We start from the raw sequence: 15,476 nt of genomic DNA, 5'->3' as shown, positions 1-15,476 counted from the left end.
GGCATGAATTCCCAAACCGACCTCGTCCCCGCGCCCGCGAGCGTCCCGGCCCCCGCCGACTCGCCGGAAACCCTCGCCCAGCACGCGCAATTCGTCGACTGGATGCGTTCCGTCGCCCCGTATATCCACGCGTTCCGAAACAAGACATTCGTCGTGGGTTTCGGCGGCGAAGTGGTGCATCAAGGGCTGCTGAATGCGCTCGTGTCCGACATCGCGCTGCTGCAGGCAATGGGCATCCAGATCGTGCTCGTGCATGGCTCGCGCCCGCAGGTCGAGGAGCAGATGAGCCTGCACGGCGTCGAATCGGAGTTTTCACACGGCATGCGCATCACCGACGCGCGCGCGCTCGAGTCCGCGAAGGAGGCGGCCGGCGAAGTGCGTCTCGACATCGAAGCCGCGATCAGCCAGGGTCTGCCGAACACGCCAATGGCGCACGCGCACATCAGCGTCGTATCGGGCAACTTCGTGACGGCGCGCCCCGTCGGCATTCTGGACGGCGTCGACTTCCAGCACACGGGCCTCGTGCGCAAGATCGACGCGGATTCGATCCGACACTCGCTTGCGAGCCGCAAGCTCGTGCTGCTGTCGCCGCTCGGCTTCTCGCCCACCGGTGAGGCATTCAATCTGTCGATGGAAGACGTGGCCTCGGCCGCGGCGATCGCGCTGCGCGCCGACAAGATCGTGTTCCTGACCGAAACGCCGGGCCTGATGGAAACCGGCGAAAGCGGCACCGAGCTGATCCGCGAACTGTCGCTCGACGACGCCTACAAGCTGCACGAAAGCGGCGAAGTGACCGGCGACGCCGCGTTCTACCTGAAGCATTCGATCCGCGGCTGCCGCGGTGGCGTGCCGCGTGCGCACATCATCCCGTACGCGCTCGACGGCAGCCTGTTGCTCGAACTGTTCCTGCACGATGGCGTCGGCACGATGATTTCGTACGAGAACCTCGAAAGCCTGCGCGAAGCAACGCCGGACGACGTCGGCGGCATTCTCGCGCTGATCGAGCCGCTCGAAACAGACGGCACGCTGGTACGGCGCGGCCGTCACCAGATCGAACGCGATATCGACCATTTCTCGGTGATCGAGCACGACGGCGTGCTGTTCGGCTGCGCGGCGCTGTATCCGTATCCGCAGGAGCGCATCGGCGAAATGGCGTGCCTGACCGTCGCGCCCGAAGCTCAAGGCACCGGCGACGGCGAGCGCCTGCTCAAGCGCATCGAACAGCGCGCGCGGGCACGCGGCCTCACGCGCATTTTCGTGCTCACCACGCGCACCGAACACTGGTTCCTGAAGCGCGGCTTCGTCAAGGTTACGGTCGACGACTTGCCCGAAGACCGCCGCCGACTCTATAACTGGCAGCGCAAATCGCTCGTGCTGATGAAACAGCTTTGAGTACTTCGTGATCGCCCCCATCTGATCCGAACCGGCGTCTGCCCGCCCCACATCGATTACAGGAGAAGCACAGCATGACTCGTATGGTTCAATGCGCGAAGCTCGGCAAGGAAGCCGAAGGCCTCGATTTCCCGCCGCTGCCGGGCGAACTCGGCAAGCGGATCTACGAAAGTATCTCGAAGGAAGCCTGGCAGAGCTGGTTGAAGCAGCAGACCATGTTGATCAACGAAAACCGCCTGAACATGGCCGATCCGCGCGCGCGGCAGTACCTGATGAAGCAGACCGAAAAGTTCTTCTTCGGCGAAGGCGCGGATACCGCGTCGGGCTACGTGCCGCCGTCGGCCTGAGCTTGCCTCGTCGAGGACGACACGAGACAACGCGTCGCCCAAACCACCGAGCCAACACACGCCTGAAAGTCCGCGCCGCAAGCGCGGATTTTTTTCGCGCCAACATCGGCCGCGCATCGCGCCCGCCGCTCGCGTCGTCTTCGCCTCAAAAAGCGCTCGCCAATGTTCTAAGCGGTCCGTTTTTCAGGGCCATTCCGACCCCGCCAGATCTCCCGTCCCGCAACGGATCGAGTCCCATTGGGGGCTCTGCCTCGCACCGCCGATTTGCATGATCCTCTGGCATCGTGCTAACATGTGCCCTCGTTTCAGCCGCAATTCACCTTCATTCGTGTTCTTTCGAGTTGGTTCATCGTGTGTTTTTCCGCGCACGCGCCATCCTGAATTGAACTGTTTTTAAACAAGAAGGCTCGTCGGTCGTTTCCCCGCCTAAAGCGGAAAATTCAAGACCGGCCTTTTTCGTTTCAAGCCTTCAGTGGCGCATGGGTCAGTTTCCCGCCAGCCCCGCGTCCCTCATGCATCTGCCCCCCTTCCACGGCCACGCAGGTGCAACAGTCAGCACAATCTAGTCGAGTGTTTTTTCGCGAACTTACCGCGAGGCACGGGCGTTTGCTTCTTTTCGCCATCCGTTGCGCCGCCCGATAACCGGTGCCGCGAATAGCCTCGCCTTGCTCACGAAATTACACTTCCCAGCAAAACCGTGGCGGAACGCATCACGAGTTTCGTCGCAGTCATTGGAGTTTCAACCTTGACCGCTTCCAGCAACGGCTTCTGGCGACATCACAAACCGGAGCAGCGTCTTTCCCTCGACGACATCACCGTCGTCGATCACTCCCTCCTGAAGCGGGCCGTCGGCGCCATGGCGCTCGGCAACGCGATGGAATGGTTCGATTTCGGCGTGTACAGCTACATCGCGGTCACGCTCGGCAAGGTGTTCTTCCCCTCGTCGAGCCCTTCGGCGCAACTCATTGCGACCTTCGGCACGTTTGCCGCGGCGTTTCTCGTGCGGCCGATCGGCGGCATGGTGTTCGGGCCGCTCGGTGACCGCATCGGCCGTCAGCGCGTGCTGGCAATGACGATGATCATGATGGCCGCGGGCACCTTCGCGATCGGCCTGATCCCCAACTACGCGACGATCGGCATTCTCGCGCCGGCGCTGTTGCTGCTTGCGCGCCTCGTGCAGGGCTTTTCGACCGGCGGCGAATACGGCGGCGCCGCGACCTTCATCGCCGAATTCTCGACCGACAAGCGCCGCGGCTTCATGGGCAGCTTTCTCGAGTTCGGCACGCTGATCGGCTACGTGCTCGGCGCGGGCACGGTCGCGCTGCTGACGGCGACGCTGTCGAACGACGCGCTGCTGTCCTGGGGCTGGCGCGTGCCGTTCCTAATCGCCGGACCGCTCGGCCTGGTGGGTCTCTACATCCGCATGAAGCTCGAGGAAACGCCCGCGTTCAAGAAACAGGCCGAAGAGCGCGAAGCCGAGGACCGCGCGCTGCCCAGCCAGTCGTTGCGCCAGCTGCTCGTGCAGCAGTGGAAGCCGCTGCTGCTATGTGTCGGCCTCGTGCTGATTTTCAACGTGACCGACTATATGGCGCTGTCGTATCTGCCGAGCTATCTGTCCGCCACGCTGCACTTCAACGAAACGCACGGTCTGTTCCTCGTGCTGCTCGTGATGATCCTGATGATGCCGATGACGCTCGCCGCCGGCCGTCTGTCCGATGCGATCGGCCGCAAGCCCGTGATGCTGCTCGGCTGCGTCGGTCTGTTCGCGCTGTCGATTCCCGCGCTGCTGCTGATTCGGATGGGCACGGTGCTGCCGGTGTTCGGCGGTCTGATGATCCTCGGCGTGCTGCTGTCGTGCTTCACAGGGGTGATGCCGTCGGCGCTGCCGGCGCTGTTCCCGACCCGGATCCGCTACGGCGCGCTCGCGATCGGCTTCAATATCTCGGTATCGCTGTTCGGCGGCACGACGCCGCTCGTGACCGCATGGCTCGTCGACCGGACCGGCAATCTGATGATGCCCGCGTACTACCTGATGGGCGCATCGCTGATCGGCATCGTGTCGGTACTCGCGCTGCGCGAAACCGCGCGCAAGCCGCTGCTCGGCTCGGGTCCGTGCGTCGCGACGCGCGCTGAAGCGCACGCGGTGCTGCGCGGTGAGCGCGAGGCCGAGGAAATGGATGAACGATTCGCGGCGGCTGCGACCGCGCGCGCCTGACCTGCGCAGTCATCACGCCAGGCGTAGTTTCTGAAGCGGGCCGGCGACATTCGCCGGCCCGCTTTTTTACGTCAGCAGCGAATCGAACGTCGCGCCAACCTGCGCGCCTTCGACGGTCAGCGTGCCCGCGCACACCGGCAGCCTGAAGCGCCGCGGCCCCGCGCTGCCAGGATTGACGTACAGCACGCCGTCGCGCTCGGCGATCGACGGCTTGTGCGAGTGGCCGCTCACCACGACGCGAATGCCATCGTGCTGAGGCACGCAGCCCAGCTCGGCGATATCGTGCACGACCAGAATCGTCACCTGCTGGATCGTCAGCCGCGCATGCGTCGGTAGAGACGCGGCCCAGTCACCGGTATCGTTGTTGCCGCGCACCGCGGTCAGCGGCGCGATCCGCGCGAGCGCGTCGAGCACCTCCGGGTTGCAGATATCGCCCGCGTGAATGATCGCGTCGCAGCCGTCGAGATAGCGCAACGCTTCGGGACGCACGAGGTTGTGCGTATCCGAGATGAGCCCGATGCGGGTAGCGGTCGAAGGTGAGCGATGTGAAGCCATGCGCAGTCTCACTCGGTCTGCGGCTGCGCCAACTCTCGCGCCGCCGCCTGGGCACGGCGCTGCCCAGCCAGCATGCGCCGCGTCAACCCCTGCACGACGACCGACACCACCGCCGCGAACGCCGGCCCGCGCTCGACTGCGAGCAGCAGCATGATCGGTCCGGCGACGACCGGCAGTCCCGCGAGCCATCCCGCGACCGACGGCCCCCAGACGCGCGCGGCCGCCGTCAGCGCGGCGAGAAAGGCCGGCACCAGCACGAGCTTCAGCGCGAGCAGCATGCTCAGGCCTCCAGCACGTGTTCGATGCGACGGTCCGGTACGAACCACCACGCGGCGGCGAGCGCGTACAGCACGGCCGACGCCCACGGCACGACGAACGCGAGCCCGATGCCGGTCAGGTAAATGACGACGGAGACCTTGCCCTTGAAGTCGTTGCCGAGCGCTTTGGCCAGCGTCGAGTCGTGTCCATGCTGCGAAATCAGCGTGCGCGTCAGGATGAAATACGCGATCGCCGCCATGAACAGCACGATGCCGTACATCGCGGTCGGCCACGCGGCCAGATGGTTTTCGCCGACCCAGTGCGTCACGGCCGGCAAGAGGGATAGCCAGAACAGCAGATGCAGGTTCGCCCACAACACCTTGCCGTTGACCTTCTGCACCGCATGGAACATGTGATGGTGATTGTTCCAGTAAATGCCGACGTAGACGAAGCTCAGCACGTATGCGCAGAACACCGGTACGACCGGGCGCAGCGCCGCGAGATCGTGGCCTTCGGGCACCTTCAGCTCAAGCACCATGATCGTGATGATGATGGCGATTACGCCATCGCTGAAGGCTTCGACGCGTCCCTTGCCCATGCGAGTCCCGAAGATCAATGCGGTGGGGCGCACAGCCCGCCTTCGCCTTGCGCGCGGGCCGCGCCGCTGCCGATTATCGGTGATGGTGTGAGGATTTGTCGATGCGCGAGAGCCGGCCGCGCGGATGGCTCGATCCGCCGCGGCTCACGGGTAATGGACGGCGAGCCACACGCTCGGCTCGGTGTCGCTCGTCCATGCGACGCGGTGGCGGCAATGCGCCTCGATCAGCACGTGATCGCCGGGCTTCATCCGATGCGGCTGGGGGTCGTCGTCGAATTCGAGCATCGCCGCGCCGGTGAGCAGCACGACCCATTCGGCGCGCGGGCTGTCGTACCAGAAACCGGGCGGACTCGCCTGCCCGGTCGAGACGATCCGCTCGATCGTCACGCCGCCCCGCTCGACGAGCGCGTCGACCTGCTCCTCGGGCGTCGTCCCCAACTGCGCGACGAGGTCGAACAGATTGCCGCTGTTACATGCGGGTTTGAGCGAGCTTGTCATCAGCGTGTCGCGCCAGCGTCAAGGCAGTTCATTGCATCGGCTCGAGCCCATCGAGCAGCGTCGGCACCAGTTCGCTGATGGTCGGATGCACGTGCATCGCGTATTGCAAAGTCGGATACGGCGCGCCTGCGGTCATGATGTCGACGAACGTATGGATCGCCTCGTCGCCCTCGATGCCGTGAATTGCCGCGCCGAGTATCTGTTTGCTGTTCGCATCGACGAGCGCCTTCATGAAGCCGTCGGTCTCGCCACGCTCGCGCGCACGGCCCACGCGCGACATCGGCATCGTCGCGATCAGCGCTTCGCGGCCGCTGTTGCGCACCTCCTGCTCCGACATGCCCACGCGCGCGAGCGGCGGGTCGACGAACACCGCATACGTCATGATCCGCGTGTCGACGCTGCGCGCGCCGCCGTCGAGCAGGTTCGCCGCGACGATCCGGTAGTCGTCGTAGGACGTGTGCGTGAACGCGCCCCGGCCGTTCACGTCGCCGATCGCCCACACGCCCGGCACGCTGGTGCGCAACTGGCCGTCGACGATGATCGTGCCGTGCCGGTCGGTCTCGATGCCGGCGACGTCGAGGCCGAGGTCGTCGGTATTCGGCCTGCGGCCGGTGGCCAACAGCAGGTGCGACGCCTCCATGGCCGGGATGTTCTGCTCGAAGCCGATGCACACGTCGTTCGCGTGATGCGCATGCGGCTCGACGCGCGTCGGCTGCACGCCGAAATGAAACTCGACGCCCTCGCGCGCGAGCACCTTCTGCACCGACTCCGCGAAATCGGCATCCTCGCGGTTCAACACGCGCTCGCCGCGCACCAGCACGCTGACGCGGCTCCCGAAGCGGCGAAACACCTGCGCGAATTCGAGCGCGATATAACTGCCGCCGACGATCACCAGATGATCCGGCAACGCGGTCAATTCGAGCAGCGTCGAGTTCGTGTAGTACGGTATCCGCTGGATGCCTTCGAGCGGCGGCACGACGGCGCGCGTGCCCGTGTTGATGAAGATTTCGAACGCGCTGAACTCGTTCAGCAATTCCCCGTCGCGCCCGCAGATAGCGAGCGTGCGCGCGCCGGTGAAGCGCGCGTGGCCGTTGAACACCGTGATGTTTTCCGTGCCGCGCAGCCATTTTTCGACGCCGCTGCGCGACTCTCCGATGATCCGGTCCTTGCGCGCCTTCACGGCCGCCAGATCGACGCCGACCGAACCCACCTGCACGCCGAGCTCCGCCGCATGGCGCGCCACGTGCGCCGCGCGGGCGCTCGCCACATAGGATTTGGTCGGCGTGCAGCCGACGTTCACGCAAGTGCCGCCGAACTCCGCGCGTTCGATCACCGCGGTGCGGCGCCCGCTTTGAGCGAGGCGCACGGCGAGCGGCGAACCGCCTTGTCCGGTACCGATCACGACTGCGTCGAAGTGCTGTGGCATGGCAACTCTCCCCGGCTGGGTGCAGGTCGTAGCATCTTACGCTTAGTGCCACGCGCTGCCATGTCATGTCTGATTGCGCGGGCGCTTTGGCGACGGCCCGTCTTCCCACGCGCCGCGCGCGAGGCGGCGCCAATCAGTTGGGATTACTGCGTATGCTGCGCGGGAAATCTCAGGCGTGGCAATGAACCGCGCAAATCAACTCGCGCGAACGTTGCAGTGCGGCCTGCGCGCCGCGCGCCGCGAACACCCAGCCGACCTGGCCGAGATTGAAGTCCTGTGACACCATCACCTGCATCAGCGCGACCATCGGCAGTACGACCGCTGGCCGGTAAAACTGGTTTCTGATCAACTCTGACATGACGACCCCCAAACGCGGGGCGCCGCTTCGGCACCGCGCACCAATAATGTTTCGATGGGGGAATTTTAGGGAGTGCGTCGCCGCCGATAAATAGCGGCAACGCGAAGTCACTTGTTCGGCAATCTGAACAATCGCGTCAGGACGCCTTCGCCATGCCGATCAGCTGCGCGTCGTACAGCGTGCGCGCATACGCGCTCGCGCCGACCGGCCGGCTGTACAGGTAGCCCTGCTGCTTGTCGCAATCGATCGCGCGCAGGAACGCCGCCTGCTTGGCGGTCTCGACGCCCTCGGCGGTGACGTTCATGCCGAGCGAGTGCGCCATCGCGACGACCGCCTGCGTGATCGCGACCGAATCGCGATGATCGGGCAGCCCCGCGACGAACGAGCGGTCGATCTTCAGGTTATGCAGCGGAAAGCGCTTCAGGTACGACAGCGACGAATAACCGGTGCCGAAATCGTCGACCGAGACGCGCACGCCCATTGCGTTCAGCGCGCTCAGCATCGGCAGCACGGTATCGCTGTCGCTCATCAGCAATCGCTCGGTGATCTCGAGTTCGAGCGCGGCCGGTTCGAGCCCGGACTGCGCAAGACAACGTTCGATGCGCTCGAGCAGCCCGTCGTTGAACTGCCGCGGCGACAGATTGACCGCGACGATCAGATGCGGCGCGAGCGAGCGCCGCCACTGCGCGACCTGCTGGCAGGCGTGCTCGAGCACCCAGTCGCCGATCTCGACGATCAGCCCGGCATCCTCGGCGACCGGAATGAATTCGCCCGGCGACACGTTGCCGAGCTCGCTGTTGTACCAGCGCAGCAGTGCTTCCGCACCGATCGTGCGGCCGCTCTGGCTATCGACGATCGGCTGGTACACGAGGCTCAGCTCGTTGGCCGCGAGCGCGCGCCGCAGCGACTGTTCGATCGTGAAACGCCGCTGCAGATGCTGGTTCAGCTCGGCGGTGAAGAACTGGAAGTTGTTGCGGCCGCGCTGCTTCGCGTGATACATCGCCGAATCGGCGTTGCGCATCAGCGTCGCGACGTCCTGGCCGTCTTCGGGAAACAGGCTGATGCCGATCGACGCGCCCAGGTAGTACTCGTTGCCCGCCACCGCGAACGGCACCGCGATCATGTCCAGAATGCGGTGCGCGAGGCCGATCAGCTCGCCGGTATTGCCGTACGCACTGGCGACGATCACGAACTCGTCGCCGCCGACGCGCGCCAGCGTGTCGCCGCACCCGACGCAGGCCGACAGCCGTTCGGCGACGCTGCACAGCAAGGCGTCGCCGGCTTCGTGACCGGCGGTGTCGTTGACCTTCTTGAAGCTGTCGAGATCGACGAACAGCACGGCGACGCTGGTGAGCTCGCCGTCATGGTGGCCGGCGGCGCGCGGCGCGAACAGGTCGCGCATCCGCTCGGTCAGGTAGGCGCGGTTGTAGAGGCCGGTCAGCGAATCGCGCGTGGCGAGGTACTTCAACTGGCGCTGCGCCTCGCGCACCGGCCCGATGTCGGAAAACGAAATCAGCACGGAGTCCGGCTCGCTGTCGCCGGGCCGCAGGATCGGCACGACGTTCTGCGTGATCCACACGACCTCGCCGCCGATCAGTTCGAGGCCGACCGTCACGCCGAGCATCGGCTTGCCGGTCGCAAAGACCTGCGAGACCGGACGGTTGACTTCGCCGATGACCGAGCCGTCCTCGCCGAACGCGCGTGTCATCACGGTCCGCATGCTGCTGCCGACGACCTCCGGTGTCACGTGCAGCATGCGCTGCGCACTCGGATTACAGGCGAGCACGATGCCGGTGCGCGACTGCACGACGATGCCCTCGCTGAGATGATCGACGACCAGCCGGTGACGCTCCTCGCTATGCGCGAGGCGCTGCGCCATCGCGTCCTGATGGACCGCGAGGCCGACGCTGCTGCCGATGTCGCGCAGCATCGCCTCTTCCTCGGGGGTCGGACAGCGGGTGGCGCGGTAGTAGACGGCGAACGCGCCGAGCACAATGCCCGCGTCGTTTTCGAAGGGCACGGACCAGCATGCGCGCAAGCCGTGCGGCAACGCGAAATCGCGGAAGTTTTCCCACAGCGGATCGGATTCGATGTCGTCGACGATCACCAGACGCCGCTCGAACATCGCCGTGCCGCACGAGCCGACGCGCGGACCGATCGCCGCGCCCTCGATCGCGGCGCTGTACGCGGGCGGCAGCGACGGCGCGCCGCCGACGCGCACATGCACGCCGTCCGGGTCGAGCAGCAGGATCGAGCAGCACGCGCCGTCGCCGAGCAGCGCCTCGGCGCGACGGCAGACTTCGTCGAGCAGCTCGGGCAGCGGCGTGTTGCGGGTGATCAGCCGCAATACGCCGCGCTCGGACGCGAGTACCTCCTCGGCCCGTTCCGGCCGGTAGCGGGCGCCCTCCGGCGCAGCTGTCGTCGTGCCACGTGATGTTGCTTCGCAAAGCATAGTTGCGCCCCCCAAACCCAACATCGGCAAGTTAGTGTACGCGGCACACCGGGGTTTACGCTAAGTCCAGCGTGAAAATCTGCCATGCATCGCGTGCGGACGGCTCCGGTGTGGCGTGCCAGCATCGGTTGATGCCGGTACCACGGGCGACGGCAGTGCGGGCGCCGTCTGTTCGTGGCCCGCAGGCGCCGCAGCGGCTCGACGCTGGGCCGGCCGCGGCAGACTGCGACGGCCCATTTGGTTCGGCGGCGGATGCCCGGCGCCCGGTCGCGGCGGCGGGGGCGGCGCATGACGCGCAATTGCGCGCCGGCGGCAGTTGCGCCGGGACGCTCAGCCGGCGGCCGACGGCTCGCCGCCCTCGCTCGTGCCGAACAGCTCCGCGCAAAGCTGCGCGCCGATTTCGCTCAGCGACGCGGCTCCGGTGCCATCGTCGTGGAACATCGTATCGACGAGACCGCTTCCCGAGAGCGCCGTCAATTGCCGCCGCAAGCTGCTCATCGGCACGCCGGCCTGCTTCGACAGCTTCGCGAGCGACCACGCGCGCCAGGGTGTCTCGCGATGCGCGCGCCATAGCTGCGCGAGTATCGCGGCGAGTTGCGGGTCGATGTCGTCGTCATCCATGTCGGTCTACCTGTCGTGATGTGTCGTTTTGCATCGCCGTGGCGCCTGTCACGCCATCGCCGTAGCCAGCTCACCGAGCGTCTTCAACGCCGCTTCGGCCTGCGCGGTCCACGGATAGCTGTAGTTGAGCCGGATGAAGTGCCGAAAATCGTTGCGCGTCGAAAACATCATCCCCGGCCCGACCGTGATCCCGCGTTCGAGCGCCGCCTGATAAAGCCGCATCGAATCGATCGCAACGGGCAACTCGACCCACAGTACGTAGCCGCCCCGCGGCGTCGACACGCGCGTGCCGACCGGGAAAAAGCGCAGCACCAGCGCGCTCATGATGCTCGCCTGCTGCCGGTACACGCGGCGCAGGTGCCGCAGATGACGGTCGTAGCCGTCCTGACGCAAAAAATCGGCGACCGCGATCTGGGGCACCGACGGCGTCGTCAGCGTATTCAGGAACTTGAGCTTCTCGACCTGCGCGCGATAGCGCCCCGGCAGCGCCCAGCCGATCCGGTACGACGCCGTCAGGCTTTTCGAAAACGACGCACAGTGCAGCACGAGCCCCTGGGTGTCGAAGGTCTTCAGCGTCGACGGCCGCGTCTCGCCGAAATACAGCTCCTGGTAGACATCGTTCTCGATCGCCGGAATCTCGTGCGCGGCCAGCAGTTCGACCAGTTGCCGCTTGCGCTCGTCGGACATGCAGAAACCGAGCGGATTCTGGAAATTCGGCATCACCATGCACGCGGCGATCTTCTGCCGCGCGATCGCCTTCGCGAGCGCGTCGATATCGATGCCGTCGACCGGATGCGTCGCCACCTCGATCGCGCGCATGCCGAGGCGCTCGATGGCGTGCAGCATCGCGTAGTAGGTCGGCGACTCGACCGCGACGGTGTCGCCCGGCTTGGCGACCGCCTGCAGGCTCAGGTTGATCGCCTCGGTCGCGCCGAGCGTGATCACGATTTCGCCCGGATCGACCGGCAGACCGTTTTCCGCATAGCGCCGCGCGATCTGCCGGATCAGCTCGGGATTGCCCGGCGGCAGATCGTCGATCAGATTCCAGCTCGCGTGCCGCCGCGCGATCGCGTTGGCGTACTGGTTGATGCGCCGCCACGGGAACAGCGACGGATCGGGATACGGCGAGCCGAACGGCACGGCGTCGTGCGCACGGATGCTGCGTAGCGTCGACAGCACGAGCCGACTCACGTCGACCGTCGCGGGCACTGGCGGCGGCGCGGACTTGCGGCCCGCGCGGGCCGCGGCGGGCGCCGGCGCGAGCGCCCGCGCGGCCGCGTCGCGCACGAAATAGCCCGACTGCGGCCGGCTCTCGACGATGCCGCGGCTCTCCAGCAGCGCATACGCGTGCAGCACCGTCTTGATGCTGACGCCGTGCTGCTGGCTCGCCTGACGCACCGACGCAACCCGCTCGCCGGCCGCGAACACGCCGCGGCGCACGGCTTCGGTGATTTCGTCGGCGAGTTTTTCGTAGAGCTTCATGCGATTCGAGTGGATTCGGGCGGCTTCAGGCATCGTCGCGCAACTGTACTCCTATTCTTTCCGATTTTCTGTACCCGACGTAGTTTATGGAACACAGTACGCTCTCCGGCATTGGTCTGCAAAGCCTGTCGAATCTTTCCACCGCCACGTCATGAAGAACGAAACACAAGCCGAAGCCCGCATCGAGCCGTACAAGCACCCCGCCGCTGGCTGGGGCGCGCTGAAGTATGTCGCCATCAACTTGCTCAAGGAGAAGGTCGCGGGCGGCAACTACCGCACGCTGCTCAAGCAGAACCAGCCTGACGGCTTCGACTGCCCCGGCTGCGCGTGGCCGGATCGCGAGCACGCGTCGACATTCGAGTTCTGCGAAAACGGCGTGAAGGCCGTGGCCGCCGAGGCCACCGGCAAGCGCGTGACGCCCGCGTTCTTCGAGCGGCACAGCGTCACGGAGCTGATGACGCAATCCGACTTCGAACTCGAGCAGCACGGCCGCCTGACCGATCCGCTCGTCTACGACGCCGCGCGCGACCGCTATGTGCCGATCGGCTGGGAGGACGCATTCGCGCTGATCGCGAGCCATCTGAAGCGTCTCGACGATCCTGACCGCGCCGCGTTCTATACCTCGGGCCGCGCGAGCAACGAAGCCGCGTTCCTGTACCAGCTGTTCGTGCGCATGTACGGCACCAACAATTTTCCCGATTGCTCGAACATGTGCCACGAGGCGACGAGCCGTGGCCTGCCGCACACGGTCGGCATCGGCAAGGGCACGGTCACGCTCGATGACTTCGAACACGCGGATACGCTGCTGATCTTCGGCCAGAATCCGGCCACCAACCATCCGCGCATGCTCGGCGAGCTGCGCGAATGCGCGAAGCGCGGCGCCACGATCGTGTCGATCAATCCGCTGAAGGAGCGCGGCCTCGAACGCTTCGCGAGCCCGCAGCATCCGGTCGAAATGCTGACGATGGGCAGCACGAAAATCAGCTCGGTATTCACCCGTCCGAAGCTCGGCGGCGATTTCGCGCTGATCAAGGGCGTCGCCAAACGCGTGCTCGAACTGGATGACGAGGCGCTCGTGTCGGGCCTCGAGCGCGTGCTCGACTTCGGCTTCATCGCCCAGCACACAGTCGGCTTCGCTGCCTTCGCCGACGATCTGCGCGCCGAGCGCTGGGACACGATCGTCGCCGAGGCAGGCGTGCCGCTCGACGAGGTGCTGAAGCTCGCCGATATCTACGTGAAGGGCCGCGCGGTGATTTCGACCTGGGGCATGGGTCTCACGCAGCACAAGAACTCGGTCGCGACGGTACAGCTGCTGTCGAATCTGATGATGATGCGCGGCAATATCGGCCGGCGCGGCGCGGGGCTGTGCCCGGTGCGCGGCCACTCGAACGTGCAGGGCGACCGCACGGTCGGTATCGAAGAAAAGCCTACTGAAGCGTTTCTCGACAAGCTCGGCGCAGCCTACGACTTCGCGCCGCCGCGCGAGCACGGACTCGACGTCGTCAACACGATTCAGGCGATGCTCGACGGCAAGGTGAAGGTATTCATCGGGCTGGGCGGCAATTTCTCGATCGCGACGCCGGACACGCCGCGCACGTGGGACGCGGTGCGCGCATGCGATCTGACCGTGCACGTGACGACGAAGCTCAATCGCAGCCACCTCGTGCATGGCCGCGACGCGCTGATCCTGCCGACGCTCGGACGCACCGAGATCGATGTTCAGAACGGCGTGGCGCAAGGCGTCAGCGTCGAGGATTCGATGAGCATGGTGCACATCTCGTATGGGATGAACAAGCCGGCGTCGGACAATCTGCTTTCCGAAGTGGCGATCGTCGCGCGCATGGCGCATGCAACTTTGGGCAGCGGCAAGGTGGACTGGCTCGCCCATGCGGCCGACTACGCGCTGATTCGCGACGGCATCGCGAAGGTGATCGACGGTTTCGACGACTACAACGAGCGTCTGAAGAAGCCGGGCGGCTTCCATCTCGGCGTCGCATCGCGCGATCGCATCTGGAAAACGCCGAGCGGCAAGGCACAGTTCATCGTCCACGCGATCGCGCTCGACACGCCGATTCATCAGGCGAAGAAGCAACATGGCGAACGCCTGATGACGCTGATGACCACCCGCTCACATGATCAGTACAACACGACGATTTACGGTCTCGACGATCGCTATCGCGGCGTGTACGGACAGCGGCGCGTGCTGTTCGCCAACAAGGACGATCTCGCGATGCTCGGGTTCGCGGCTGGTCAGCGCGTCGATATCACGAGCGTGTGGGCCGATGGCATCGAGCGACGCGTGGACGGTTTTCTGCTCGTCGAGTACGACATTCCGCGCGGCTGCCTCGGCGCTTATTATCCGGAGACGAATCCGCTGGTGCCGCTCTCCTCGGTCGCCGATGGCGCGGGTACGCCGACGTCGAAGTCGATTCCGGTGTTGTTGACGGCGTCGATGGTGGAGGATGCCGCGGAACTGGCGGCTTGAAGTCAGCTCCGTTTGTCGCGCCCGCCGCGCCCGCCGCGCGGCGTACCTCACACGGTCTTCTTCGCCAGATCGCGATGTGTCAGATACAGACGTAGATCGAATTCGATCTGGTGGTAACCCGGCTGCATGAACTCGCACAGACGATAGAACGCTTTGTTGTGGTCGCTTTCTTTCAGATGAGCGAGTTCGTGCACGACGATCATCTTCAGAAACTCCGGCGCCGCGGCCTTGAATAACGACGCGATGCGGATTTCCTTCTTCGCTTTCAGCTTGCTGCCCTGCACCCGCGAAATGCTCGTGTGCAGGCCGAGCGCGTGACGCATCACGTCGAGTTTGCCGTCGTAAGTGACCTTGTCGATCTGCTCGGCGTTGCGCAGGTGTTCGCGTTTGAGTTCCGCGCAGTACTCGTAGAGCGCGCGGTCGGTTTGCACCTCGTGCGTGCTCGGGTACTTCTGCGCGACGTAGGAGCCGAGCTGATCGGCGGCGATCAGCTTTCTCACCTTGTCTTGCAACGGTGCGGGGTAGCCGGTGAGGTATTTGAGGGGGGACATGAAGGCGGAGTGAGGTTGGCGGGACCGATCTTACGCATAGTCGCGCTGATGGACAAGGTTGGGCATTTTCCGGATGCCGCTCCGTTCGAAGTACCGAAGATTCGTGAAGCGCTTTTTTCTGTTTCATCGAAAGCCGCGGAGATTTTGGGCTGTCGCCCATGTACGGACTGCCTGTCACAAGGTATTCATCTGACTGCTGTCAACCCCGGCAGCGACTTCAGATAGATCATCGACACAC

General features: G+C 65.3%; 14 protein-coding genes. 4 read left to right on the top strand and 10 right to left on the bottom strand.

All coding sequences use genetic code 11. The features are described 5' to 3' along the window. The first annotated feature begins 3 nt into the window (after positions 1–3). The 3 genes from argA to proP all read left to right on the top strand — a co-directional run bounded on the left by argA (position 4) and on the right by proP (position 3,954). Entirely contained in the window at positions 4–1,392 is a 1,389-nt protein-coding gene (gene argA / locus OKW38_RS25420) for an amino-acid N-acetyltransferase (protein WP_090800877.1), read from the top strand. A 74-nt stretch (positions 1,393–1,466) separates the two neighbouring features. Then, complete coding sequence (locus tag OKW38_RS25415; RefSeq protein WP_026225286.1) at positions 1,467–1,739, top strand: oxidative damage protection protein; 273 nt, start codon at positions 1,467–1,469, stop codon at positions 1,737–1,739. A gap of 745 nt (positions 1,740–2,484) precedes the next feature. Continuing rightward, positions 2,485–3,954 carry a glycine betaine/L-proline transporter ProP gene (proP, locus tag OKW38_RS25410; RefSeq protein WP_090800879.1) on the top strand — a complete coding sequence of 490 codons (1,470 nt, stop codon included), beginning with the start codon at positions 2,485–2,487 and terminating at the stop codon, positions 3,952–3,954. 66 nt (positions 3,955–4,020) lie between these two features. Here proP and OKW38_RS25405 read toward each other — a convergent pair whose 3' ends face one another. The 9 genes from OKW38_RS25405 to OKW38_RS25365 all read right to left on the bottom strand — a co-directional run bounded on the left by OKW38_RS25405 (position 4,021) and on the right by OKW38_RS25365 (position 12,202). Beyond that, positions 4,021–4,509, bottom strand: a complete 489-nt coding sequence (locus OKW38_RS25405; RefSeq protein WP_429363579.1) for a metallophosphoesterase family protein — start codon at positions 4,507–4,509, stop codon at positions 4,021–4,023. A gap of 8 nt (positions 4,510–4,517) precedes the next feature. Continuing rightward, the gene (locus OKW38_RS25400; protein ID WP_429363829.1) at positions 4,518–4,787 is read right to left on the bottom strand and encodes a hypothetical protein; all 270 of its coding nucleotides are present in this window, start codon (positions 4,785–4,787) and stop codon (positions 4,518–4,520) included. A 2-nt stretch (positions 4,788–4,789) separates the two neighbouring features. Further along, positions 4,790–5,365: a TMEM175 family protein gene (locus OKW38_RS25395; protein WP_184022166.1), complete on the bottom strand. Its 576-nt coding sequence runs from the start codon at positions 5,363–5,365 to the stop codon at positions 4,790–4,792. Positions 5,366–5,509: 144 nt separating this feature from the next. Then, entirely contained in the window at positions 5,510–5,863 is a 354-nt protein-coding gene (locus OKW38_RS25390) for a cupin domain-containing protein (RefSeq protein WP_429363577.1), read from the bottom strand. A gap of 28 nt (positions 5,864–5,891) precedes the next feature. Further along, on the bottom strand, positions 5,892–7,289 hold the full coding sequence (locus tag OKW38_RS25385; protein ID WP_429363575.1) for an FAD-containing oxidoreductase: 1,398 nt from the start codon (positions 7,287–7,289) through the stop codon (positions 5,892–5,894). 169 nt (positions 7,290–7,458) lie between these two features. Then, positions 7,459–7,647, bottom strand: a complete 189-nt coding sequence (locus tag OKW38_RS25380; RefSeq protein WP_184063847.1) for a hypothetical protein — start codon at positions 7,645–7,647, stop codon at positions 7,459–7,461. Positions 7,648–7,783: 136 nt separating this feature from the next. Then, positions 7,784–10,099, bottom strand: a complete 2,316-nt coding sequence (locus OKW38_RS25375) for a putative bifunctional diguanylate cyclase/phosphodiesterase (RefSeq protein ID WP_429363573.1) — start codon at positions 10,097–10,099, stop codon at positions 7,784–7,786. Positions 10,100–10,429: 330 nt separating this feature from the next. After that, positions 10,430–10,720, bottom strand: coding sequence for a helix-turn-helix domain-containing protein (locus OKW38_RS25370; protein ID WP_090800890.1), 291 nt, complete (start codon positions 10,718–10,720; stop codon positions 10,430–10,432). 48 nt (positions 10,721–10,768) lie between these two features. After that, complete coding sequence (locus OKW38_RS25365) at positions 10,769–12,202, bottom strand: PLP-dependent aminotransferase family protein (RefSeq protein WP_429363572.1); 1,434 nt, start codon at positions 12,200–12,202, stop codon at positions 10,769–10,771. Positions 12,203–12,353: 151 nt separating this feature from the next. Between OKW38_RS25365 and OKW38_RS25360 the strand changes: the two genes are divergently transcribed. Next, positions 12,354–14,687 carry an FdhF/YdeP family oxidoreductase gene (locus OKW38_RS25360; protein ID WP_429363570.1) on the top strand — a complete coding sequence of 778 codons (2,334 nt, stop codon included), beginning with the start codon at positions 12,354–12,356 and terminating at the stop codon, positions 14,685–14,687. 47 nt (positions 14,688–14,734) lie between these two features. Here OKW38_RS25360 and OKW38_RS25355 read toward each other — a convergent pair whose 3' ends face one another. Beyond that, positions 14,735–15,238, bottom strand: coding sequence for a M48 metallopeptidase family protein (locus OKW38_RS25355; RefSeq protein ID WP_090800896.1), 504 nt, complete (start codon positions 15,236–15,238; stop codon positions 14,735–14,737). Between the last annotated feature and the right edge of the window lie 238 nt (positions 15,239–15,476).

This window comes from Paraburkholderia sp. MM5496-R1 (assembly GCF_050436205.1).
GTDB classification, from domain to species: Bacteria; Pseudomonadota; Gammaproteobacteria; order Burkholderiales; family Burkholderiaceae; genus Paraburkholderia; species Paraburkholderia tuberum.
The sequence above is the reverse complement of the archived record's forward strand: the minus strand, read 5'-3'. Positions and strand labels throughout refer to the sequence as shown.